22 protein-coding genes and 1 pseudogene are annotated in these 22,913 nt (G+C 60.1%); 8 read left to right on the forward strand and 15 right to left on the reverse strand.

Going from position 1 to position 22,913, the window contains the following annotated elements:
* Nucleotides 1–72: 72 nt before the first annotated feature.
* Nucleotides 73–420 (reverse strand): annotated as a pseudogene (locus tag ACIQV9_RS25930) (RNA pyrophosphohydrolase); the annotation flags it as partial.
* Nucleotides 421–563: 143 nt separating this feature from the next.
* On the opposite strand from ACIQV9_RS25930, the gene ACIQV9_RS25935 reads away from it, so the two are divergent.
* On the forward strand, nt 564–1,220 hold the full coding sequence (locus ACIQV9_RS25935; protein ID WP_403107557.1) for an HAD family hydrolase: 657 nt from the start codon (nt 564–566) through the stop codon (nt 1,218–1,220).
* A gap of 122 nt (nt 1,221–1,342) precedes the next feature.
* Here the strand turns inward: ACIQV9_RS25935 and ACIQV9_RS25940 are convergent, their stop codons facing one another.
* The gene (locus ACIQV9_RS25940; protein WP_403107559.1) at nt 1,343–1,768 is read right to left on the reverse strand and encodes a DUF2269 domain-containing protein; all 426 of its coding nucleotides are present in this window, start codon (nt 1,766–1,768) and stop codon (nt 1,343–1,345) included.
* Between the two features lie 39 nt (nt 1,769–1,807).
* Entirely contained in the window at nt 1,808–3,322 is a 1,515-nt protein-coding gene (gene ilvA, locus ACIQV9_RS25945) for a threonine ammonia-lyase, biosynthetic (protein ID WP_403107561.1), read from the reverse strand.
* 286 nt (nt 3,323–3,608) lie between these two features.
* On the opposite strand from ilvA, the gene rpiA reads away from it, so the two are divergent.
* Nucleotides 3,609–4,280 carry a ribose-5-phosphate isomerase RpiA gene (gene rpiA, locus ACIQV9_RS25950; protein ID WP_102595075.1) on the forward strand — a complete coding sequence of 224 codons (672 nt, stop codon included), beginning with the start codon at nt 3,609–3,611 and terminating at the stop codon, nt 4,278–4,280.
* A 126-nt stretch (nt 4,281–4,406) separates the two neighbouring features.
* Here the strand turns inward: rpiA and ACIQV9_RS25955 are convergent, their stop codons facing one another.
* The 4 genes from ACIQV9_RS25955 to ACIQV9_RS25970 form a co-directional block, all read right to left on the reverse strand.
* Entirely contained in the window at nt 4,407–5,324 is a 918-nt protein-coding gene (locus tag ACIQV9_RS25955) for an SdiA-regulated domain-containing protein (protein ID WP_403107563.1), read from the reverse strand.
* A gap of 106 nt (nt 5,325–5,430) precedes the next feature.
* Entirely contained in the window at nt 5,431–6,360 is a 930-nt protein-coding gene (locus ACIQV9_RS25960; protein ID WP_403107565.1) for an SdiA-regulated domain-containing protein, read from the reverse strand.
* Between the two features lie 253 nt (nt 6,361–6,613).
* Nucleotides 6,614–7,279: a fumarylacetoacetate hydrolase family protein gene (locus tag ACIQV9_RS25965; protein WP_403107567.1), complete on the reverse strand. Its 666-nt coding sequence runs from the start codon at nt 7,277–7,279 to the stop codon at nt 6,614–6,616.
* Between the two features lie 36 nt (nt 7,280–7,315).
* A complete protein-coding gene (locus ACIQV9_RS25970; protein ID WP_403107569.1) occupies nt 7,316–8,710 on the reverse strand; it encodes an FAD-binding oxidoreductase in 1,395 nt (464 codons plus the stop codon).
* A gap of 204 nt (nt 8,711–8,914) precedes the next feature.
* On the opposite strand from ACIQV9_RS25970, the gene serA reads away from it, so the two are divergent.
* Nucleotides 8,915–10,144: a phosphoglycerate dehydrogenase gene (gene serA, locus ACIQV9_RS25975; RefSeq protein ID WP_129440240.1), complete on the forward strand. Its 1,230-nt coding sequence runs from the start codon at nt 8,915–8,917 to the stop codon at nt 10,142–10,144.
* A 63-nt stretch (nt 10,145–10,207) separates the two neighbouring features.
* Here the strand turns inward: serA and ACIQV9_RS25980 are convergent, their stop codons facing one another.
* Complete coding sequence (locus tag ACIQV9_RS25980) at nt 10,208–10,633, reverse strand: DUF4399 domain-containing protein (RefSeq protein ID WP_403107571.1); 426 nt, start codon at nt 10,631–10,633, stop codon at nt 10,208–10,210.
* Between the two features lie 135 nt (nt 10,634–10,768).
* On the opposite strand from ACIQV9_RS25980, the gene ACIQV9_RS25985 reads away from it, so the two are divergent.
* On the forward strand, nt 10,769–11,356 hold the full coding sequence (locus ACIQV9_RS25985) for a transporter substrate-binding domain-containing protein (RefSeq protein WP_403107573.1): 588 nt from the start codon (nt 10,769–10,771) through the stop codon (nt 11,354–11,356).
* Nucleotides 11,357–11,484: 128 nt separating this feature from the next.
* On the opposite strand, the gene ACIQV9_RS25990 is transcribed toward ACIQV9_RS25985, so the two are convergent.
* The gene (locus tag ACIQV9_RS25990; RefSeq protein ID WP_403107575.1) at nt 11,485–11,970 is read right to left on the reverse strand and encodes a DUF523 domain-containing protein; all 486 of its coding nucleotides are present in this window, start codon (nt 11,968–11,970) and stop codon (nt 11,485–11,487) included.
* A 2-nt stretch (nt 11,971–11,972) separates the two neighbouring features.
* Complete coding sequence (locus ACIQV9_RS25995) at nt 11,973–12,605, reverse strand: 2OG-Fe(II) oxygenase (protein WP_403107577.1); 633 nt, start codon at nt 12,603–12,605, stop codon at nt 11,973–11,975.
* A gap of 123 nt (nt 12,606–12,728) precedes the next feature.
* Between ACIQV9_RS25995 and ACIQV9_RS26000 the strand changes: the two genes are divergently transcribed.
* Complete coding sequence (locus ACIQV9_RS26000) at nt 12,729–13,481, forward strand: DUF2059 domain-containing protein (RefSeq protein ID WP_403107579.1); 753 nt, start codon at nt 12,729–12,731, stop codon at nt 13,479–13,481.
* A gap of 111 nt (nt 13,482–13,592) precedes the next feature.
* On the opposite strand, the gene ACIQV9_RS26005 is transcribed toward ACIQV9_RS26000, so the two are convergent.
* Nucleotides 13,593–14,540: an alpha/beta hydrolase gene (locus ACIQV9_RS26005; RefSeq protein WP_403107581.1), complete on the reverse strand. Its 948-nt coding sequence runs from the start codon at nt 14,538–14,540 to the stop codon at nt 13,593–13,595.
* Between the two features lie 97 nt (nt 14,541–14,637).
* Between ACIQV9_RS26005 and ACIQV9_RS26010 the strand changes: the two genes are divergently transcribed.
* Together ACIQV9_RS26010 and ACIQV9_RS26015 are read left to right on the forward strand one after the other, a co-directional pair.
* Nucleotides 14,638–15,216, forward strand: coding sequence for a DUF6436 domain-containing protein (locus tag ACIQV9_RS26010; RefSeq protein WP_403107583.1), 579 nt, complete (start codon nt 14,638–14,640; stop codon nt 15,214–15,216).
* Nucleotides 15,217–15,318: 102 nt separating this feature from the next.
* Nucleotides 15,319–17,730, forward strand: coding sequence for a penicillin acylase family protein (locus ACIQV9_RS26015; protein WP_403107585.1), 2,412 nt, complete (start codon nt 15,319–15,321; stop codon nt 17,728–17,730).
* A 120-nt stretch (nt 17,731–17,850) separates the two neighbouring features.
* Here the strand turns inward: ACIQV9_RS26015 and ACIQV9_RS26020 are convergent, their stop codons facing one another.
* Nucleotides 17,851–18,816, reverse strand: coding sequence for a GlxA family transcriptional regulator (locus tag ACIQV9_RS26020; RefSeq protein WP_403107587.1), 966 nt, complete (start codon nt 18,814–18,816; stop codon nt 17,851–17,853).
* 340 nt (nt 18,817–19,156) lie between these two features.
* On the opposite strand from ACIQV9_RS26020, the gene ACIQV9_RS26025 reads away from it, so the two are divergent.
* Nucleotides 19,157–19,798, forward strand: a complete 642-nt coding sequence (locus ACIQV9_RS26025) for an HD domain-containing protein (RefSeq protein WP_403107589.1) — start codon at nt 19,157–19,159, stop codon at nt 19,796–19,798.
* A 128-nt stretch (nt 19,799–19,926) separates the two neighbouring features.
* Here the strand turns inward: ACIQV9_RS26025 and ACIQV9_RS26030 are convergent, their stop codons facing one another.
* Genes ACIQV9_RS26030 through ACIQV9_RS26040 form a run of 3 tightly spaced genes read right to left on the reverse strand, consistent with a single transcriptional unit; the run spans nt 19,927 to nt 22,873 of the window.
* Nucleotides 19,927–20,817, reverse strand: a complete 891-nt coding sequence (locus ACIQV9_RS26030; protein WP_403107591.1) for an ABC transporter permease subunit — start codon at nt 20,815–20,817, stop codon at nt 19,927–19,929.
* Nucleotides 20,814–21,734, reverse strand: coding sequence for an ABC transporter permease subunit (locus tag ACIQV9_RS26035; RefSeq protein ID WP_403107593.1), 921 nt, complete (start codon nt 21,732–21,734; stop codon nt 20,814–20,816). The genes ACIQV9_RS26030 and ACIQV9_RS26035 overlap by 4 nt, the downstream gene beginning before the upstream one ends.
* The gene (locus tag ACIQV9_RS26040; RefSeq protein WP_208670983.1) at nt 21,731–22,873 is read right to left on the reverse strand and encodes an ABC transporter ATP-binding protein; all 1,143 of its coding nucleotides are present in this window, start codon (nt 22,871–22,873) and stop codon (nt 21,731–21,733) included. Before ACIQV9_RS26040 ends, ACIQV9_RS26035 begins: the two co-directional genes overlap by 4 nt.
* Between the last annotated feature and the right edge of the window lie 40 nt (nt 22,874–22,913).

Consider the following 22,913-nt stretch of genomic DNA (forward strand, 5'->3'; position numbering starts at 1 on the left):
AATGAAACTCACAACAACGCCAAAAACAAAAAAAAAAAAAAACAATCCCAACACAACGAACTACCGATAACATGTAAAATCCATCCGCACCCGCTGCTCGTTGGAGATCAGGCGCAGGAGAAACCATTTCTGTTTCTGGCCGATGCACAGCGGTTGGCTGTGTGTCCTGACCAGACGTTGCGGCAAACGATAGCGCAACCAGCCCCGGGTGCAGGCGAGAATTTCAACATCTTCGCGCTCAAGACCCACTTCTTCGTTCAACTCGCGGTACAAGGCGTCTTCCGGCGTCTCCTGGGGGTTGATCCCGCCCTGTGGAAACTGCCAGGCATCTTGATTGATACGGCGAGCCCATAGCACCTGTCCGGCATCATTCGTGAGAATGATCCCGACATTGGGGCGGAAACCATCGGGGTCGATCACGGCAACAACCTCGCAAACGCATGTCGCCGCATTGTTCCACAAAGGTTGTGAAGGCAGCAACGAGCCGACCTACCTTATGTGCACTCTTGTGAAAAGTCCGTATTCTGGAGGCCTTTCTACAGACTTTTCAGCGAGTAACTGCAATGCGGCTGGCTTTATTCGACTTGGACAACACGCTTTTGGGCGGCGACAGTGACCACGCCTGGGGCGATTACCTGTGCGAGCGCGGTTTCCTCGACGCCGTCGCCTACAAGGCACGCAACGACGAGTTCTATCAGGATTACCTGGCCGGCAAGCTGGATAACGATGCCTACCTGAACTTCTGCCTGGAAGTCCTCGGCCGCACCGAGATGGCCACGCTGGATCAATGGCACCTGGATTACATGCGCGATTGCATTGAGCCGATCGTGCTGCCCAAGGCTATCGAGTTACTGGCCAAGCACCGTGAAGCCGGCGACAAACTGGTGATCATTACCGCCACCAACCGCTTCGTCACCGGGCCGATTGCCCAGCGTCTGGGCGTTGAAACCCTGATCGCCACTGAATGCGAGATGGTTGATGGCCGGTATACCGGGCGCAGCACCGATGTTCCTTGCTTCCGTGAGGGCAAGGTCACGCGGTTGAATCGTTGGCTGGAAGAGACAGGGCATTCGCTGGAAGACAGCTATTTCTACAGCGATTCGATGAATGATTTGCCACTGCTTGAGCAAGTGGCGAATCCGGTGGCGGTCGACCCTGATCCGAATCTGCGGGCCGAGGCCGAGAAGCGTGGCTGGCCGGTGATGTCGTTGCGCGACTGACGACGCCATCGCGGGCAAGCCCGCTCCCACAGGGATCTCTGGTGTGACTGATATCTATGCCACTCAGCAAAACCTTGTGGGAGCGGGCTTGCCCGCGATTGGGGTCGCCTCGGTTTCAAGCCTTAAACAGGCTTGGCACCCATCAACCCGGCAATGGCGATAAAGCAGACGAAGCTGAACAGCGCGAGGGCAAAGGTGAACTTACCGCTGCCTCCCGGTGCAGTGCGCAACTTGTTAAGCCGCACCAGCAACCAGAACCACCCCAGTGCCGCCAGGGTGTAAAGCACACTCGACGCCAGCAACCACGTCTGCCCCAACGGCCAGCCCACCAGATGCACCATCCACCAGCCGGTAAACGGCATGCTCAGCAGCGCCAGGCCCATCAGCAGCCAGACAAACACTCGCGGCCGCTGCAGCGTGCGTGCCGCAGCAGTCGCATCGCCCTTACGCCGCTTTTGCCAAACCCATATCCCCAGGCCCAGTGCACAGCCCAACAATATTGCCGTCGTCGCGGTGTGCGCCACTTTCAGGGCGGTTAACGTTTCCATTGTTCGATTTCCTTATGGCCTGGCCATCAGCGTAGCCGCTCAACCAAGAAACAATTGATAGGCCGGGTTGTCACTTTCATCCCAGTACGGGTAGCCGATTTCTTCAAGCGCCGCAGGGACCAGATGACGTTCATCGTGAGGCACTTGCAGCCCCGCGACCACACGGCCATCCGCCGCGCCGTGGTTGCGGTAGTGAAACATCGAGATATTCCAGCGCCCGCCGAGCTTGTTGAGGAAGTTGAACAGCGCGCCCGGACGCTCCGGAAATTCGAAGCGCAGAATCACTTCATCGACCACATGGGCCGCACGACCGCCCACCATGTGGCGGATGTGCAGCTTGGCCAATTCGTTGTCAGTCAGGTCCAGCACCGGAAAACCCTGTTCGCCGAGGCTGGCGATCAGCGCACTGCGCGGGTCGGTTTCCGGATGCGTCTGCACGCCCACGAAAATGTGCGCTTCGCTGCCGGTGTTGTAGCGGTAATTGAATTCGGTGATCTGGCGCTTGCCGATGGCTTCGCAGAATGCCTTGAAGCTGCCCGGTTTCTCGGGGATGGTCACAGCGATGATGGCTTCACGACCCTCGCCCAGCTCGGCGCGCTCGGCAACGTGGCGCAGGCGGTCGAAGTTGACGTTGGCGCCGGAATCGATGGCCACGAAGGTATGCCCGGTGACGCCGCGTTGCTCGACGTACTTCTTGATCCCGGCCACGCCCAGAGCGCCGGCAGGTTCGGTGATCGAGCGGGTATCGTCGTAGATGTCCTTGATCGCCGCGCAGATCTCGTCGGTGCTGACGGTGATGACTTCATCGACGTAGTCTTTGCAGATGTCGAACGTGTGCTGACCGATCTGCGCCACCGCGACGCCATCGGCGAACAGGCCCACGGTCGGCAGCACCACGCGCTCGCCGGCCGCCATGGCTGCTTGCAGGCAGTTGGAATCGTCCGGCTCGACGCCGATGATCTTGATTTCCGGGCGCAGGTATTTCACATACGCCGCGATCCCGGCGATCAGCCCGCCGCCGCCCACCGGAACGAAGATCGCATCCAGACGCCCGGGGTGCTGGCGCAGAATCTCCATCGCCACGGTGCCCTGCCCGGCAATGGTGTGGGGATCGTCGTAGGGGTGAATGTAGACGTAGCCTTTTTCGTCGACCAGTTTCAGCGAGTAGGCCAGGGCTTCCGGGAACGAATCCCCGTGCAGCACCACTTTGCCGCCACGCGAACGCACGCCTTCGACCTTGATTTCCGGGGTGGTCTTGGGCATGACGATGGTGGCTTTCACGCCCAGCACTTTCGCCGCCAGGGCCAGGCCCTGCGCGTGGTTACCCGCCGAGGCGGTGACCACGCCGCGAGCGCGCTCTTCATCGCTCAGTTGGGTCAGTTTGTTGTAGGCGCCGCGAATCTTGAACGAGAACACCGGCTGCAAGTCTTCGCGCTTGAGCCAAATGGAATTGCCCAGCCGCTCGGAGAGCTGGCGGGCAGTCTGCAATGGGGTTTCTACGGCAACGTCATAAACGCGCGAGGTGAGGATCTTTTTGACGTACTGTTCGAGCATCGGAAAGCATCACTGAGCGGGTTGGGCAGGGCCAAGGAGTCTAACCCGGCTTTCGGCCAGACGACCACACTTGTAGGAGCGAGGCTTGCCCGCGAAAGCGATCTGACTGCCAACATTTACGCTGCATGTAACGACCTCTTCGCGGGCAAGCCTCGCTCCTACGGGTCACGGTCACGGTTGGGGGTGCCGGTAACGGTCACAGCCTGCCAATCGGGCAATGACCTTCCCTGCCCCGAAGCCTATAATGCCGGCCTTTCGTTCCCTCCTTCGGCACCTCGGAGCCCGCATGACCCAGGATCAACTCAAACAGGCAGTGGCTCAGGCCGCCGTCGACTTCATCCTCCCGAAACTCGACGACAAGAGCATCGTCGGGGTCGGCACCGGCTCCACCGCCAACTGCTTCATCGACGCACTGGCCAAGCACAAAGGCGCGTTCGACGGCGCGGTCGCCAGTTCCGAAGCCACCGCTGCCCGCCTCAAGGGCCACGGCATTCCGGTGTATGAGCTGAACACTGTCAGCGACCTGGAGTTCTATGTCGACGGCGCCGATGAAAGCGACGAGCACCTGAACCTGATCAAGGGCGGCGGCGCAGCCCTGACCCGCGAGAAGATTGTGGCGGCCGTGGCCAAGACCTTCATCTGCATCGCCGACGCCAGCAAACTGGTGCCGGTGCTCGGTGCGTTCCCGCTGCCGGTGGAAGTGATCCCGATGGCTCGCAGCCACGTGGCCCGCGAGCTGGTGAAGCTCGGCGGCGACCCGGTCTACCGCGAAGGCGTGCTGACCGACAACGGCAACATCATCCTCGACGTGTTCAACATGCAGATCACCAACCCGGTGGAGCTGGAGACGCAGATCAACGCGATTGTGGGTGTGGTCACCAACGGTTTGTTCGCGGCGCGTCCGGCGGATTTGCTGCTGTTGGGTACCAGCGAAGGCGTCAAAACCCTCAAGGCCTGATTGTTCGCCGCCCCGTAGGAGCGAAGCTTGCTCGCGAAGAGGCCCTGACAGTCGACATAATATGTTGAATGTCAGGGCCTCTTCGCGAGCAAGCTTCGCTCCTACAATTGGATTTGGGGTGTGGCTTTAGGGCTGCGGTGGTTTTTTGAAGACGTAGAACAGGTTGGGTTCGCTGACGAGGTATATCGTGCCGTCGTCATCCATGGCGATGCCTTCCGCTTGCGGCACGGTCTTTTGCAACCCCTGGCGCCCCTTGCTCAGAGACATGGTGCTCAGCGGTCGCCCGTCCACATCCAGTTCCAGAATCAGCCGCGACTCGTCGGACAGCGCCAGCAAATGGCCGCTGCGCTCGTCGTATTGCAGGCTCGACAGGTCGCGCACGAACATCCCGGCATCGCGCTTGGGGTTGTTGACCACGTGCACCGCGTAGGATTTCTCCGGGTTGTAATGCGGGAAGCCCTGCACTTCGTAGATCAGCATCGGGTCGCGCTCCTTGGCGACAAACAGGCGCTTGCCCACCGAATCGTAAGCCAGGCCTTCGAAACCCTTGTTGCCGCTCATGTGCACGCCGAGGGTCATCTGCTCGGCGTCCGCCGCGTCGAGGAACGTCGTGTCCTTTTCCAGGTGAATCTTGATCAGCCGCTGCTGGCGTTCGTCGGTAATCACGTAAGTGTCGGCGCTGATGAACTCCACTGCTTCCGGGTCACCGAAGCCGATCAGCGAAATGCGTCGAATGATCCGACCGTCCAGCGACAGCTCGATCAGCTCGGAGTTTTTGTTGGTGACGGTAAACAGGCTTTTGCGCACCGGATCGAAGGTCAGCGCCGACACATCGTCATTCAGCCCGTCAATGACCCGGGCCTCGATCTCCACCCGGTAATGATCCAGGCCGATGGACTCGCTGCTGAGCGGTTGCCAGAGGGTGTGCAGGTTGAACCAGGCGCGCTCGAACAGACGCATGTATTGGCCGACCGCAATCAGCGCGATCAGTGCAATCACTGTCAGGATCAAAACAAGGGGTTTGGGACGGGCAAGTCGGCGCATTCAGGCGAGCTCGGAAACAGAAACAGGCGGATGAAATATCACGCCTGTATGAATTCAAGCTTAATGGCCAGTTGCCTTGGACCACAATTGCTGGATTCGGGGGCGCTTATTGCTGCTTTTCGAAACGGTAGAACAGGTTCGGCTCACTCACCATGTACAGCGTACCCGCCTCGTCCATGGTCACGCCTTCGGCACGCGGAATGGTCTTCTTCAGGCCGTTGAAGCCGCCCAGCAAGGTCATGAAGCTGACCTGTTCGCCCTTCTCGTCCAGCTCCAGCAACAAGTGGGAGTCGGCAGACAGCACCAGAGTGTGGCCCGTGCGCGGGTCGATGGCCAGCCCCGACAGGTTGCGGATATCCAGTTCGTCATTGGCGAGCTTTTGCTTGTCGCCCTTGAGGGTCGGGCTGCCGTCGCTTTTCCAGCTGAACAGCGCCGGCGGACGCTCCTCACCCAAGAGGATTTGCTGATTGCGCGGGTCATAGACGATGGCTTCGAAGGCCTTGTTCTGGTCTTTCGAAGGGCCGAGGTCGTATTTCGGGAAGTTGGCCATGTTCAGCTCGCGAGTGTTGGCATCGACCTTGACGATGGAGAGCATGTGCTCACGCTCATCGACGATGGCCAGCAAACCGTTACCCATCACGGTCACGCCTTCCGGGTTGCTCCAGCCCACCAGCGGCATCTTACGCAAGACGTCGCCCTGCAAACTCAGCTCAACGAGGAACGGGTTTTTGCCCATGACCGAAAACAGGGTTTTGGTTTGCGGGTCGTAGGCCAGGTCCGACGCTTCGTCCTTCTCCATGCCCGGCAGCAGCTTGGCGTCGATCACCGCGCGGTAATCCGGCAGCCAGATGCTTTCCTGACGCTCGGCCGGGCTGTCAAAACGTTCACGCAGCCAGAGCACACCGCGATCATCCCAATGCATCGCAAAGGCAAGGCCATAAGCGGCGACGGCCACCAACAAAAGCCAGGAATACCAACGCATGACGAAGCGCGAGCGGCGGGCAGTTTTGACGGTGGGCAGCGGTCGGGTGGCCATTCAGGATGCGTTCCAGAAATTCAGGCTACGGGTAATAGCACAATTGGGACCGGCTCAGACGCCGGAATCCGCGGAATTATCCAGACTAGATGTGAAAAAAACGGGAAATGGCGGGATTGCCCTGCACAGTGATCGTTCCCACGCTCTGCGTGGGAATGCCGCCATGGACGCTCCGCGTCCGCTTCGGGGTGTGACGCGGAGCGTCACGGGATGCATTCCCACGCAGAGCGTGGGAACGATCAGTTGGCTTGGGTTAGCGCACGCTGCTGGTGAAGCTGCTGGCGCCCGGCAATTCGATCACCAGTTCATCACCGACATTCAGCGGGCCAACGCCAACCGGCGTGCCGGTCAGGATCACGTCACCGGCCTGCAGCGAGAAGCAGCCGGCCATGTGCTGGATCATCGGCACAATCGGGTTGAGCATGGCGCTGCTGTTGCCATCCTGGCGAACTGCGCCATTGATGGTCAGGCGAATGCCGATGTCGGTCAGGTCGGCAAAGGTGCTGCCGGACACGAACGGAGCAATCACTGCCGCGCCGTCGAAAGACTTGGCGATTTCCCAAGGCAAGCCCTTGGATTTCAGCTCGGCCTGCTTGTCACGCAGCGTCAGGTCCAGGGCCGGAGCGAAGCCGGAGATCGCATCGAGCACTTCTTCACGGCTCGGTTTGGTCGACAACGGCTTGCCGATCAGCACCGCGATCTCCGCTTCGTAATGCACCGAACCACGTTCGGTCGGAATGCTGAAACCACCTTCCAGCGGCACGACGCAACTGCCCGGTTTAATGAACAGCAGCGGCTCTGTAGGCACCGGGTTGTCCAGTTCCTTGGCGTGTTCGGCGTAGTTACGGCCGATGCACACCACTTTCCCAATCGGGAAGTGAATACGCGTACCGTCGACATACTGGTGCTGATAGCTCATTACCGACTCCTGTTTCGTAGCTCTTAAATTCAAAAGTCAAACAGCGAAGATTTTGCCCGGGTTCATGATGCCGTTCGGGTCGAACACCGCCTTGACGGCTTTCATGTACTCGATCTCAACCGGCGAGCGGCTGTAGGTCAAGTAATCACGCTTGGTCATGCCCACGCCGTGTTCGGCGGAAATCGAGCCGTTGTACTTCTCGACGGTTTCGAACACCCACTTGTTGACGGTCGCGCACTTGGCGAAGAACTCATCCTTGCTCAGGTTTTCCGGCTTGAGGATGTTCAAGTGCAGGTTGCCGTCGCCGATGTGGCCGAACCAGACGATTTCGAAATCCGGGTAGTGTTCGCCGACGATCGCGTCGATTTCCTTCAGGAATGCCGGGACTTTCGACACGGTGACCGAAATGTCGTTCTTGTACGGCGTCCAGTGGGAAATGGTTTCGGAGATGTATTCGCGCAGCTTCCACAGGTTCTGCAACTGGGTTTCGCTCTGGCTCATCACGCCGTCCAGCACCCAGCCCTGCTCGACGCAGTGCTCGAAGGTTTCAAGGGCGTGGTTGGCCACTTCTTCGGTGGTCGCTTCGAATTCCAGCAGCGCGTAGAACGGGCAATCGGTTTCGAACGCCGCCGGCACGTCGCCGCGGGCCATGACCTTGGCCAGGGCTTTGTCGGAGAAGAATTCGAAGGCGGTCAGGTCGAGCTTGCTCTGGAACGCGTGCAGCACCGGCATGATCGAGTCGAAATCGGCTGTGCCGAGGACCATCGCGGTGAGGTTTTTCGGCGCACGGTCCAGGCGCATGGTCGCTTCGACCACAAAACCGAGGGTGCCTTCGGCGCCGATGAACAGCTGACGCAGGTCGTAGCCAGTGGCGTTCTTGATCAGGTCGCGGTTCAGTTCCAGCAGATCGCCCTTGCCGGTGACGACCTTCATGCCGGCCACCCAGTTGCGGGTCATGCCGTAGCGAATCACCTTGATCCCGCCGGCATTGGTGCCGATATTGCCGCCAATCTGGCTGGAACCGGCCGATGCGAAGTCCACCGGGTAGTACAGGCCTTTTTCTTCGGCGACGTTTTGCAGGTGTTCGGTGACCACGCCTGGCTGACAAACGGCGGTGCGGTCAGTGAGGTTCACGTCGAGAATCTGGTTCATGTAGTCGAACGACACGACCACTTCGCCATTGGCCGCCACGGCAGCGGCGGAAAGACCGGTGCGACCGCCGGATGGCACCAGCGCCACCTTGTGCGTATTAGCCCAGCGGACAATGGCCTGGACCTGTTCGGTGGTCTTGGGAAACACGATGGCCGTCGGGGCCGGGGCGAAATGCTTGGTCCAATCCTTACCATAAGCATTCAGGGAGTCGGCATCGGTCAGCACCTTGCCAGGCTCAACCAAGGTCTTCAGCTCTTCAATCAGGGCAGGATTGGTCATCGACAGAACTCTCGAACAATTCATGGTCATCCTGAGAACGCTTCACGTCGCAGGAATGAGTGTTTAGCGGGGTGCGTATGCTAGCATACCGACCCCGCAGGGTAGTGCCCAACGGCTATTCTGCGGTGACGGCATTCTTGCCGTCCGGGTCAGCATCTGTTGACCATTTCCTGCCATTTTTCTCCGGGATACAGGTTTACGCAGATGAGCAAGACTTCTCTCGATAAGAGCAAGATCAAGTTCCTTCTTCTCGAAGGCGTCCACCAATCGGCTGTCGACGTTCTCAAGTCGGCGGGCTACACCAGCATCGAGTACCTCACTGGTTCTCTGCCGGAAGCCCAGCTGAAGGAAAAGATCGCTGATGCGCACTTCATCGGCATTCGCTCCCGCACTCAACTGACCGAAGAGATCTTCGATCACGCGAAGAAGCTCGTGGCTGTAGGGTGTTTCTGCATCGGCACCAACCAGGTCGACCTGAACGCGGCGCGCGAACGCGGCATCGCGGTGTTCAACGCCCCGTACTCCAACACTCGCTCCGTAGCCGAGCTGGTGCTGGCCGAAGCGATCCTGTTGTTGCGCGGCATTCCTGAGAAAAACGCTTCCTGCCACCGTGGCGGCTGGATCAAGAGCGCTGCCAATTCCTTCGAGATCCGCGGCAAGAAGCTGGGCATTGTCGGTTACGGCTCGATCGGCACTCAATTGTCGGTCCTGGCGGAAGGCCTGGGCATGCAGGTGTACTTCTACGACACCGTGACCAAGTTGCCATTGGGCAACGCCACTCAGGTCGGCAACCTGACCGAGCTGCTGGGCATGTCCGACATCGTCACCCTGCACGTCCCGGAAACCGCTGCGACCCAGTGGATGATCGGCGAGAAGGAAATCCGCGCCATCAAGAAGGGCGGCATCCTGATCAACGCGGCTCGCGGCACGGTCGTTGAACTGCAAGCCCTGGCGGACGCGATCAAGGACAAGCACCTGATCGGCGCGGCCATCGACGTATTCCCGGTGGAGCCTCGCTCCAACGACGAAGAGTTCGAAAGCCCGCTGCGTGGCCTGGACAACGTGATCCTGACCCCGCACATCGGCGGCTCCACCGCTGAAGCGCAGGCCAATATCGGTCTGGAAGTGGCAGAGAAACTGGTCAAGTACAGCGACAACGGTACCTCGGTATCGTCCGTGAACTTCCCGGAAGTGGCCCTGCCGGCTCACCCTGGCAAGCACCGCCTGCTGCACATCCACGAGAACATTCCGGGCGTGATGAGCGAGATCAACAAGGTCTTCGCCGAAAACGGCATCAACATCTCCGGTCAGTTCCTGCAGACCAACGAGAAAGTCGGCTACGTGGTGATCGACGTCGACGCCGAGTACTCGGAAATGGCCCAAGAGAAGCTGCAGCACATCAACGGCACCATTCGTTGCCGCGTGTTGTTCTGAGAGTGACTTGAGCGACAAAAAAAGGAGCCCTTCGGGGCTCCTTTTTCATGGGCGCTACTAACGTTACTTAACGTTGACGGTGATCTTCTCGGAGACGATCGGTGGATCGAAGGCCATATGGTTCATGTCGCCCAACTCCAACTGCAAGGTGTGCTTGCCAGGTGTCAGCGTCAGCTCGGTTTCTGTCTGCGCCTTGCCAAAATGTACGTGATTGGCATCTGCCGGGATGACCGCCCCTGCTGCCACTACATCCTTGGCATCGACCAGCAAATGGTGGTGGCCAGTATTCTTGGTGGTATCTCCCGCTGGCGCCAACGCAACGTTCTCAACAGCGAATTTGATTTTGAAAGTTTGCGGGACAGTCGCACCATCTTCAGGAGAAACGATGGACACTTCGGCGCCTTTGGGGGCCGGTGTTGCAGCACTGGCCAGCACCGAAACGCCCATCAATAGGCCAGCCAATGCTGCTCGTGACATAAACGTTTTCATTCTCTTCTCCAGTTTTTCCGTAAAATCCGCGTGGCCGAGACAACTTCACGGCCATTCGTTGTCGAAGGATCTCGACAACCATAGCAAAGCGAGCCTGAACCAGCGCATCGCGATAATGAATTCAAAGGAGTGACCATGCGTTTTTTGCCTGGCCTGATCTGCCTGCTACCCCTTTTGAGCCCTTTGGCTCATGCCGAACTGATTGACGATGTATTCGACCGTGGCGAATTGCGCATTGCTCTTGAGGCTAATACACCGCCCTTCAACTTCAAGGACGACGGCAAACTCACCGGTTTCGAAGTCGAATTGGGTCAACTGCTGGCCAATGAGCTGGATGTGCGGGCCGACTTTGTCGTCACTGATTCCAATGATCTGTTGCCCGGTGTTGAAACCGGTAAATACGACATCGCCATCAACCACATAGCAATGACCCCGGAACTGAAAGATCGTTTCGACTTCACCGAGCCTTACCTTCACACCAATGCGCAATTGATCGCGCAGAAAGAAGAAGAGCCACGTTCGATCCTGCTGGTGCAGTCGCTGACGGAAGAAAAGCCGAAAGCCGCCCCGGCTGCGGACCTGGCGATTCCGTTTCAGAAGGGTAATCCGGCCTTTCAAGCCAGCCTGGAAGCTGCGTTGAAGCGGATCAAGGCGGATGGGCGACTGGGGGCGCTGGAGCAGAAGTGGTTTGGGGCGGATACGAGTGCGACGCCCAAACCCTGATCCCAGGCTGACCACCAACACTGTAGGAGTGAGCCTGCTCGCGATGGCGGCCTTACATTCAACATCAATGTTGACTGGACGGCCTCATCGCGAGCAGGCTCACTCCTACAATGGTTTTGTGTGGGGCGTTAGTCCTGTGTGGCTAACGCTGCCGCCGCTTCGGCCAGCTCCAGCTCACTGAAGACTTGCACACCATGGCGCTTGAGCAACGCAGCGGTGACACCTTCACCGCTGACCTTCACACCGCTGAAGCTCCCGTCATACGTCAGCAAATTCCCGCACGAAGGGCTGTTGGCCTTCAGCACTGCAACCCGAATGCCGTGCTTTCGCACCAACTCCAACGCCTGATAAGCCCCCGACAGAAACTCGGCACTGACGTCCTCGCCCTCCGTGGTGATAACAGAGGCGTGGCCATCCAGCACTGCACCGCCCTGCCCGCCCGGAATTTCCGCCGCGGCCCTGGGTGTCGGCAAACCACCGGCAACCTCTGGGCACAGCGGCACCACCCGACCTTCATCAAGCCACTGTTGAAGCTGATCGAACGGCCCGCTCGCCCCGCCGTCGTAACGGACGCGGTGGCCCAGCAGGCAGCGGCTTACCAGAATCTTTTGCATGATCAGAACGGCTCGTTACCACGACGCCGGAACCAGCCCGTCAATGACAGACGATCCCGGGTCGCGGGAAGGACTTCGTGAGGCACCTCGCCCGACAGAAACACCACCAGGCATCCGCCGGTGGGCACCACATCGTGTTCGACGCCTTCCTTCAGGTACATGCGCAACTGGCCACCGTGCTCAGGCAGCCAGGCGTCATTGAGGTAGATCACCGCCGAGACCATGCGCCGGTCATCATCACGAAAACGATCGACATGCTTGAGGTAAAACGCCCCGGGCGGGTACAGCGCGAAATGGCTTTCGAAATCTTCCAGGCCCAGGAAGAGCCCGCGATTCATCGCCTCGCGCAGGCTGTCCATCAAGTCCAGATAACTGTCGCACGCCACGGCCTGACCGGGCTCGATCCACTGGATGTGGTCGCCGCGAATCCCCTCGCGAATCTCCGACGTCGGCCCGCGCCCCACGGCCGCCGGGGCCAGGTCGCCCTCGGCGGCACGTTTACGGCACTCAGCCGCCAGTTCCCGGGTCAGACTTAGAGGCAGGAAAATATTCTGCTGCGACCAGCCGCGCTCGGCCAGGTCGTCGACGATACGTAACAGCAGCGGGTGATCAGAGGGTATTTGCATGGCGCGCATAGTATTCCTGTCCCTGCAAATCCGACAGAGCCGCGCGGCGGAGGATTTGTCGGATTACTGATACGAATTCTCGACAAGTACGGAAGCCGCACGGAGAATAGTCGCCTGCTGACAGGAGTCCCTATGCGCCGTTTGCTTTTTTCACTGCTGATGCTCTGTGTGTTGCCCGCTTGGGCAGACGGCCACGACCAGTTGTACAAGGTCGCCGGTTGGCCAGATCAGCGCGCGCATTTTAACGACGCCCTCTCAGCCGCCCAGCAGCGTTATCAGAGCAGCCTGCCACCGGCGGTGTTTCAGGCCTTGGTGAAGAACAGCAATCAGCGTTTCGCCCCCCAGGCCGTGGACCAGCGCGCCGAAGCGCAATTGCGCAAAAGCCTCGCCGATCCGAAACCAGCACTGACCTTCTTTCAATCGCCCCTGGGCAAGAAAATCGTCGCCGCCGAACTGCTGGCGACCCGTCGCGATCAGCTGGCGAAAAACGCCAAGGGTCTTCCGAAGATTCAAGCCAGTGACAGTCGCATGCTGATCATCGGCCACCTGGCCCAGGCCCTGCCCGCTCGCGAGGCCGGCGCGGAAGTCAGCCTGGCGATTGCCGGCGTCGCGGCTGACAGCCTGAGTTCGATGATCCCCGGTTTGCTCGGTGGTGGTCAGGCTCAGGGAATGTTGAACGGTCAGCGCCAGCGGTTGATGGATCAGATCGGGGCTGATCTGAACAACACGCTGCTGTATGTCTATCGCGACTTGTCGGATGAGGAACTGGAAGAGTTCGCCACGTTTGCCGAGTCCACAGAGGGCAAGGCGTATTACCAGGCGGCGTTGGCGGCGATTCGGGCGGGGTTGGCGGTGGGGCAGGATACGTCGAACCTCAGTCAGTAATCTTCAGCGCCTTTGAGATTGCCTTCGCGGGCAAGCCTCGCTCCTACACCTACAGATAACCGCATACCCCTGTAGGAGCGAGGCTTGCCCGCGAAGAGGCCCTAACGGTCACTAAAGATTCCGACCTTTTATTCGCTTGGTCAAAAACCCGAAATACTCCCGCCGCATTGCCACCGTCTCATTCGCCAAATGATGCCGCGCGTCCGGCAGCATCAATACCTGCGGCCGATCAAACTTGGCCTTCAACACCTCAAGGTTATGCTCCCAATCCACCGTCATGTCCGCCTGACCCTGCACAATCAGCGGTCGCCGTGGACTGTTCGGTGCCGCCTCGATGCGCTTGATCCACCGCGCCAACGCACCGACCCAAGCCGTTGGCAGTCGCAGCGGTTGCAACGGATCGGCTTGCAGGAACGGCAAGAAATCAGGGTCGTTGGAGTTCTCGCTAAAGCGCCGGGCAATAGCTTTCACGAAAGGCTTGAGCAGGTAATAACTGAGCTGCGACCAGCCCCAGGCGCGCGGCCGAACCAGCGGTGACAGCAAAATCACCTGACCTTGGGCCGGACTGTTCGCGCCCTGGTTGAGCACATGATCGATCACGATCGCGCCGCCGGTACTCTGCCCGCACAAGTGCCACGGCTGTGGAAGGTCGAGCGCCTGCGCCTCGGCAAACAACCCTTGCAGCGTGTGCTGATACTCGGCGAAATCCTTGATGCTCGCCCGCTCGCCGCTGGACAGACCATGCCCCGGCAAGTCGCAGGCGATCACCGCAAAACCCTGATCCAGCGCCCACTCGATCACATGTCGGTAGAGCCCGGTGTGGTCATAGAAGCCGTGGAACAGAAACAGCGTCGCCTTCGCTTGTTCAGGCCACCAGACCTGGCTGACCACTTCATAGCCATCGACCTCGAAACGCCCCAACCCGCTGCGCTGCGTTCGGCCCGGAAAATCCAGGCCGTAAAACCGCTGATAGGCCAGCGCCTCCACCGAAAGCGGCTGCCACTCGGCCAGTGGCCGCAGGCTGGCGCGCAAATGATCGGGGTCGAAAGTGGCAGACATGAGCTATTCCAGAGCGCTAAACAGACTTTATGGGCCTGCGATATTCATCTGTCGCGGCAAGCATGGCAAGCTAGCCGACCTTCGAGGATTGAAACCCATGCGTCCGGCCTACCGCACCACACTGCTTGCCAGCCTGCTCGCCCTCGTGTGTGCCGGCGTCTTGTGGGCGGCCTATGACTGGTTTCAGGGGCGATACTTGCGCGCCTTCAGTTCGCACACCGCAGTATTTTCCGGCGATCCGCTGCGCCTGCCCGACGAACTCGCCGGCCCCGGCGCCATCCGCCTGGTGCATTTCTGGGACCCGGCCTGCCCGTGCAATGTCGGCAACCAACAACACCTGACCGAACTGGTCGAGCAGTATGTACCGCAGGGCGTGGAGTTTTACGCGGTACAAAAACCCGGCAGCCACGGTCAGTTGCCCAGCACCTTGAGCAGCCTGAAAACCATCACCGTACTCCCGGGTTCCGAACAGATCCCCGCCAGCCCGGCGGTGGCAATCTGGGACCGCAGCGGCAAACTGGCGTATTTCGGCCCGTACAGCGAAGGCCTGACCTGCAATTCGAACAACAGCTTTATCGAGCCCATCCTGCAAGCACTCAGCGAAGGTCGCGCAGTGGGCGCCACCCATACGCTGGCGGTCGGTTGCTACTGCCCTTGGCCGGAGGAACTGAAGTAAGGCAATTCTGACTTTTCCAGGACCGCGATGCCCGGCACAGAAGGTCTGTGCTACATGTTTGCAGCCCGCACGGGCGGCAATCCCGAAGAACAAGGAGTCACCATGAAACGCGTCCTGACCGTACTTGTATTGCTGATCGTCACGCTCGTCATCGGGGTCGGCGGGTACGTGTACATCAAGCAGCCGACGCGCCAGGGCCAGGTGGAGTTGCAGCATCTTCAGGGTTCGGTGACCGTGCGTTACGACGAGCGCGGCGTGCCGCATATCCGCGCCGAAAACGAAACCGACCTCTACCGCACCCTTGGCTATGTGCAGGCCCAGGACCGCTTGTTCCAGATGGAAGCCATGCGTCGCCTCGCCCGGGGTGAGTTGGCTGAAATCCTCGGACCGAAACTGGTCGACACCGACAAACTGTTCCGCAGCCTGCGCATCCGCGAACGCGCCGAGAGTTATGTGGCTGCGCTGGATCGTCAGTCACCGGCATGGAAGGCGCTGGAAGCCTACCTGGATGGCATCAATCAATATCAGGACACTCACGCGGCACCCATGGAGTTCGACGTGCTGGGCATCCACAAGCGCCCTTTCACTGCTGAAGACAGCATCAGCGTCGCCGGCTACATGGCTTACAGTTTCGCCGCCGCATTTCGCACCGAACCTTTACTGACGTTTGTGCGCGATCAACTGGGTGCCGATTACCTGAACATCTTCGAACTCGACTGGCAGCCCAAAGGGGTGCTGGCCAAATCGCGCTCCACACCAGGACCCGCCCTCGCCGCCGGCGACTGGAAAGACCTGAACGCCCTCGCCCGCCTGAGCGAACAGGCCCTGGCCGACAATGGCCTGCCGCAATTCGAAGGCAGCAACGCCTGGGTTATTTCCGGTAGTCGTAGCAAAAGCACCAAGCCACTGCTGGCCGGTGACCCGCACATTCGCTTCTCGGTGCCGTCGGTTTGGTACGAGGCGCAACTGTCCGCGCCGGGCTTCGAGCTCTACGGCCATCATCAGGCACTGGTGCCGTTTGCCTTTCTCGGCCACAACCTGGATTTCGGCTGGAGCTTGACGATGTTCCAGAACGACGACCTCGACCTGATCGCCGAGAAGGTCAACCCGGACAACCCGAACCAGGTCTGGTATCACAGCAAATGGGTCGACATGGTCAACACCGAGCAACAGATCGCGGTGAAGGGCCAGGCGCCGGTCACCCTGACACTGCGCCAGTCGCCCCACGGCCCGATCATCAACGATGCACTCGGCACCGCCGCCGGCAAGACGCCGGTCGCCATGTGGTGGGCGTTCCTTGAAACGCCGAACCCGATCCTCGACGGTTTCTATCAGCTCAACCGCGCCGACACCCTGGCCAAGGCCCGCGCTGCATCGGCCAAGGTTCAGGCGCCGGGCTTGAACATCGTCTACGCCAACGCCAAGGGTGACATCGGCTGGTGGGCCTCGGCGCTGCTGCCCAAACGCGCGGCCGGGGTAAAGCCCGGTTTCATCCTCGACGGCAGCACCAACCAGGCGGACAAGGAAGGTTTCTACCCGTTCAGCGCCAACCCGCAGGAAGAGAACCCGGCGCGCGGCTACATCGTCTCGGCCAACTTCCAGCCCGTGTCGCCGACCGGCATGGAGATTCCCGGTTACTACAACCTCGCCGATCGCGGCCAGCAACTCAATCGTCAACTCAGCGACAAGAGCGTGAAGTGGGACAACGAGGCCAACCAGACGCTGCAACTGGGCACCACCACCGCCTACGGACCGCGTCTGTTGGCGCCGCTGTTGCCGGTACTGCGTGAAGTGGTGAGCGATCCCGCCGAACTCAAACTGGTCGAGCAACTGGCGCAATGGAAAGGCGATTACCCGCTGGATTCCACTAGCGCCACGCTGTTCAACCAGTTCCTGTTCAACCTGGCCGACGCGACGATGCACGATGAGCTGGGCAATGACTTTTTCGAAACCCTGCTCTCGACTCGTGTGATCGACGCCGCGCTGCCACGGCTGGCGGCATCTGCCGACTCACCGTGGTGGGACAACCGAAATACCCTCGGCAAGGAAACCCGCGCCGACACGGTCAAGGTGGCCTGGCAAGCGAGCCTCGCTCATCTCAAGACCACCCTTGGCGCTGATTTCGCGCACTGGCAGTGGGGCAAGGCGCACACCCTGACCCACGGCCATCCGTTGGGCATGCAGAAGCCGCTGGAGCGAATCTTCAACGTCGGCCCGTTCGCGGCGCCCGGCACCCATGAAGTGCCGAACAACCTCTCGGCCAAGATCGGCCCGGCGCCGTGGCCGGTGACTTATGGCCCGTCGACCCGGCGTCTGGTGGACTTTGCCGACCCGGCCCACAGCCTGACCATCAACCCGGTCGGCCAGAGCGGCGTGCCGTTCGACAGCCACTACGACGATCAGGCTGAGGCGTATGTCGAAGGGATTTACTACGAGGCGCATTTCAATGACGAAGAAGTCACGGCCAATACGCGCAGTACGTTGAAGTTCTTGCCGGCGCGGGCTGCGCAGTAGATTTTTGTTGCCTGGGCTGACGCCTTCGCGGGCAAGCCTCGCTCCTACAGGGTATGCAGTCATCTGTAGGAGCGAGGCTTGCCCGCGAAGAGGCCCGCAAGAACACCGCATATTCATGGCTCAAACCATCGCCGCAAAATTCAGCCTGAACTGCTGCGGCGTCACTCCCAGCCTGCGGTTGAACACCGTGCGCATATGCTGGGCGTCGCGAAACCCGCACTGATACGCCACGGTCTTGAGCGGCGAATGAGTGCTTTCAAGCAGCACCCGCGCCGCATCCACCCTTGCCCGCTCGACGAATTCCGCCGGGGTGATTTTCGCTTCCTTGGCGAACACCCGGGAAAAGTTACGGGCGCTCATGTTGGCGGCGTTCGCCAGATCGGCAATGGTCAGGTCGCCGGTAAGGTTGGCCAGGACGTAGAGCTGCACCAACGCCACCGCCGATGTCGGTTCGGCGTGGGGCGTGAGGAACGGGCTGAACTGCGATTGCCCGCCCGAGCGCTGGGTGAACACCACCAGCCGCTTGGCCACGCTCAACGCCACTTCCGGTCCGTGGTCCCGGGCCAACAGGTACAACGACAAATCAATCCCCGCCGTCACCCCGGCCGAGGTGAAGAGTTCGCCGTCCTGAACGTACAGGCGATCGGCATCGACCTGAGTGGACGGGCACCGCGTCGCCAACGCCGCGGCATCGTCCCAATGGGTGGTGACAGTTCGCCCATCAAGCAAGCCGGCCCGGGCCAGCATGAACGCACCGTTGCAGATCGAGCCAAACCGCTGCGCCCGCGCACAGGCATCGCGCAACCAGCCATCGAAGCCCGCGCCAAAATCCAGGAACGGCAACTGCGGCCCGCCGGCCACCAGCAGCAAGTCATAAGCGTCCAGCGCTTCACTGAAATGCCGATGGGCATTGAGTGACAAACCGTTGGAGCACGCCATCATCCCGCGTTCGACGCCGATGACCTCTAACCGGTAATGGTCATGCGGCTCGAGGAAACGATTGGCTTCGCAAAACACATCCATGGGACCGGTGACGTCCAGCGACTGGACGCCGGCGAACACCACGATAGCAACGGTTTTACTCATGGCAGGAATCGCTCTCAATGGATCAGGGCCAACACTAATCTGTGGCAAATGCATCTTTGTGGCGAGGGGGCTTGCCCCCGTTGGAGTGCGCAGCGCTCCCAGTCTTTTGGGGCCGCTTCGCAGCCCAACGGGGCAAGCCCCCTCGCCACAAAAATCCCCTCACCACAAAAGCTCTTGCTCCCCGAGCAAACTTAGCCAATCCGGGCGCAACAAGCGAGGTTGGCGCGATATGCATGCTCATTGGCAAGGATCGCAGCCATGGATCGATTGTCCGGTCTTGGCTGCCGGAACAGACTTGCTCCATCAGCGCCGCCACGGCGTTCCCCACGAGGAAAGCACCATGAGCAGCATCATTGCCGGTATCAAAATCCCTGACAGCGCGTTGGCCAAGGCCACCACTGAATACATTCGCGACGCCGAGTCCGACTTGCTTTACCACCACTCGCGCCGGGTGTTTCTGTTCGGCGCCCTGAGCGGTGAGCGCAAGCAGTTGGCCTACGATCCGGAAATGCTCTACGTCGGCGCCATGTTCCATGACCTGGGCCTGGTGGAAGGTCATCGCACGGACAACGAGCGCTTCGAAGTTGATAGCGCCAACGCCGCCAAAGCGTTCCTCAAGCCTTATGGTTTGTCGGATGGCGATATCGAGCAGGTGTGGCTGTCGATTGCCTTGCACACCACGCCAGGTGTACCGCAACACTTGCGGCCTAACGTTGCATTGGTCACGGCCGGTGTGGAAATGGATGTGCTGGGTATCGATTACGCCGCATTCCCCACCGTGCAACGTGAGGCAGTGGTGCATGCGCATCCACGGGGAGAAGGGTTCAAGGAATGCATCCTGTGTGCGTTCGCCAACGGCTTCAAACACAAACCGGACACCACGTTCGGCACGGTAAACGCGGATGTGCTGGTGGACAGCGAGCCGGGGTTCAAGCCGATGAACTTCGTCGAAATCATCCGCAAGTCTCCCTGGATTTCCTGACCCCACACTGATCATTCCCACGCTCCGCGTGGGAATGCAGCCCGGGACGCTCCGCGTCCCATCAAGAGCGGACGCGGAGCGTCCGTGGAGGCATTCCCACGCAGAGCGTGGGAACGATCATCGTAGGCTCAAGCCGCTTCCGGTGCCTGTGCGCGGCGCACGTCCGGTTGTTTCCAGGAGTCGGCAGCGCTTTCTTCGATCGCCTGCTGGATCGCACGCTTGCGCGCTTCTTCGGCACGGCGGCTGAAGAACCAGACCAGGAAGGTCATCAGCGAAACCGCCAGCAGAATCAGACTGGCCACAGCGTTGATCTCGGGTTTGACCCCCAGGCGCACCGCCGAGAACACTTCCATCGGCAAGGTCGTCGACCCAGGTCCCGATACAAAGCTCGCCAACACTAGGTCATCCAGCGACAAGGCGAACGACATCATGCCGCCGGCACCCAGGGAGGGCGCGATCATCGGGATGGTGATCAGGAAGAACACCTTCCACGGCCGCGCACCGAGGTCCATGGCCGCCTCTTCGATGGACAGGTCCAGCTCACGCAAGCGCGCCGACACCACCACCGCCACATAGGCCGCGCAGAACGTGGTGTGGGCGATCCAGATGGTGACGATGCCGCGTTCCTGTGGCCAGCCGATCATCTGCGCCATGGCCACGAACAGCAGCAACAGCGACAGACCGGTGATCACTTCGGGCATCACCAGCGGCGCGGTAACCAGGCCACCGAACAACGTGCGCCCCTTGAAGTGGGTGATCCGGGTCAGGACGAACGCCGCCAATGTACCCAGTGCCACCGCCGCCACCGCCGTGTAGCAGGCGATTTCCAGCGAGCGCACCACCGAGCCCATCAGTTGCGTGTTGTCCATCAACCCGACGTACCACTTGATCGACCAGCCGCCCCACACCGTCACCAGTTTCGAGGCGTTGAACGAGTAGATCACCAGAATCAGCATCGGTGCGTAGATGAACAGCAAGCCCGCGATCAGCATGAAACTCGAGAAACGGAAGCGCTTCATTCTTTACCCTCCATTTCTTTGGCCTGACTGCGGTTGAACAGGATAATTGGCACAATCAGGATCAGCAGCATGACCACTGCCAGCGCAGAGGCCACCGGCCAGTCACGGTTGTTGAAGAACTCTTGCCAGAGCACTTTACCGATCATCAGGGTTTCCGGACCGCCGAGCAGTTCCGGGATCACGAACTCACCCACGACCGGAATGAACACCAGCATGCAACCGGCGACGATGCCGTTCTTGGACAATGGAATGGTGATCTTCCAGAAGCTGTTGAACGTACTCGAACCGAGGTCCGACGCGGCTTCCAGCAGACTGTTGTCGTGCTTCACCAGGTTGGCGTAGAGCGGCAGGATCATGAACGGCAGGTACGAATAAACCACGCCGATGTACACCGCGAGGTTGGTGTTGAGGATCTGCAGCGGTTCGTCGATCCAGCCCATGGTCATCAGGAAACCGTTGAGCAGACCGTTGTTGCTGAGGATGCCCATCCACGCATACACGCGGATCAGGATCGCGGTCCAGGTCGGCATCATGATCAGCAGCACCAGCACCGTTTGCATCTCTTTGCGGGCACTGGCAATGGCGTAGGCCATCGGGTAGCCGATCAGCAAACAGAGGATGGTGCTGATCAGCGCCATCTTCAGCGAGCCAAGGTAGGCGGCGATGTACAACTCGTCGCCGGCCAGCATCGCGTAGTTGCCCAGGTTCAACAGCACCTGGAGCTTCTGGTCGATGAAGCTGTAGATCTCGGTGTACGGCGGGATGGCCACGTCGGCTTCGGCGAAGCTGATCTTCAGGACGATGAAGAACGGCAGCATGAAGAACAGGAACAGCCAGATGAACGGAACCCCGATGACCAGTTGGCGGCCACCGGGAATTATTCGATTGAGGCGGCGTTTGAATTTGCGCATGTTCATGAGCGAAGTACCACGCCGCTGTCGTCTTCCCAGTACACGTAAACCTGGTCACCCCAGGTTGGGCGCTGGCCGCGGCGCTCGGCATTGGCGACGAACGACTGGACGATCTTGCCGCTCGGCAGCTCGACGTAGAACACCGAGTGACCACCGAGGTAGGCGATGTCGTGCACCTTGCCGCTGGACCAGTTGTACTCGCAGGTCGGCATGGTCGGGGTCACCAGCAGTTTTTCCGGACGGATCGCGTAGGTCACGGATTTGTCCTGCACCGAGGTACTGATGCCGTGGCCCACGTAGATCTGGCGGTCCAGGTCCTTGCACGTGATGGTGGCGTGGCCTTCGGCGTCGTCGATTACTTCACCGTCGAAGATGTTGACGTTGCCGATGAATTCGCAGACCAGGCGACTGGTCGGGGTTTCGTAGATGTCGATCGGGCTGCCGATCTGGGCGATCCAGCCCAGGTGCATGATCGCGATGCGCTCGGCCATGGTCATGGCTTCTTCCTGATCGTGGGTCACCATGACGCAGGTTACGCCGACGCGCTCGATGATCTCGACCAGCTCCAGCTGCATTTGCGAACGCAGCTTCTTGTCCAGCGCACCCATCGGTTCATCGAGCAGCAACAGCTTCGGACGCTTCGCCAGAGAACGCGCCAGGGCCACACGCTGACGCTGACCACCGGACAACTGATGCGGCTTGCGCTTGGCGTACTGCGTCATCTGAACCAGCTTGAGCATGTCCGCGACACGGGCATCGACTTCAGCGGCGGGGATTTTGTCCTGCTTGAGGCCGAAGGCGATGTTCTGCGCCACGGTCATGTGCGGGAACAAGGCGTAGGACTGGAACATCATGTTGATCGGCCGCTCGTACGGCGGCATGTCAGTGATGTCTACGCCATCGAGGAAAATGCGCCCCTCCGTGGGCCGTTCGAAGCCTGCGAGCATGCGCAGCAACGTGGATTTGCCCGATCCCGAACCGCCGAGCAGAGCGAAAATCTCGCCTTTCTTGATTTCCAGGGACACATCGTCCACGGCAATCGTCTCGTCGAACTTCTTCGTGACCCGGTCGATTTTGACCAACACCTGTTTAGGTGTCTGGTCGCCCTCGAGGGCTTTCTTATAGGCGCCGGAGGCAACTGCCATTTACGAAACTCCCAGAAAAAAAGAGTGCAGTTCGCTCAAG

Origin of the sequence: Pseudomonas sp. NPDC099000 (assembly GCF_044759925.1) — a bacterium.
GTDB lineage: Bacteria > Pseudomonadota > Gammaproteobacteria > Pseudomonadales > Pseudomonadaceae > Aquipseudomonas.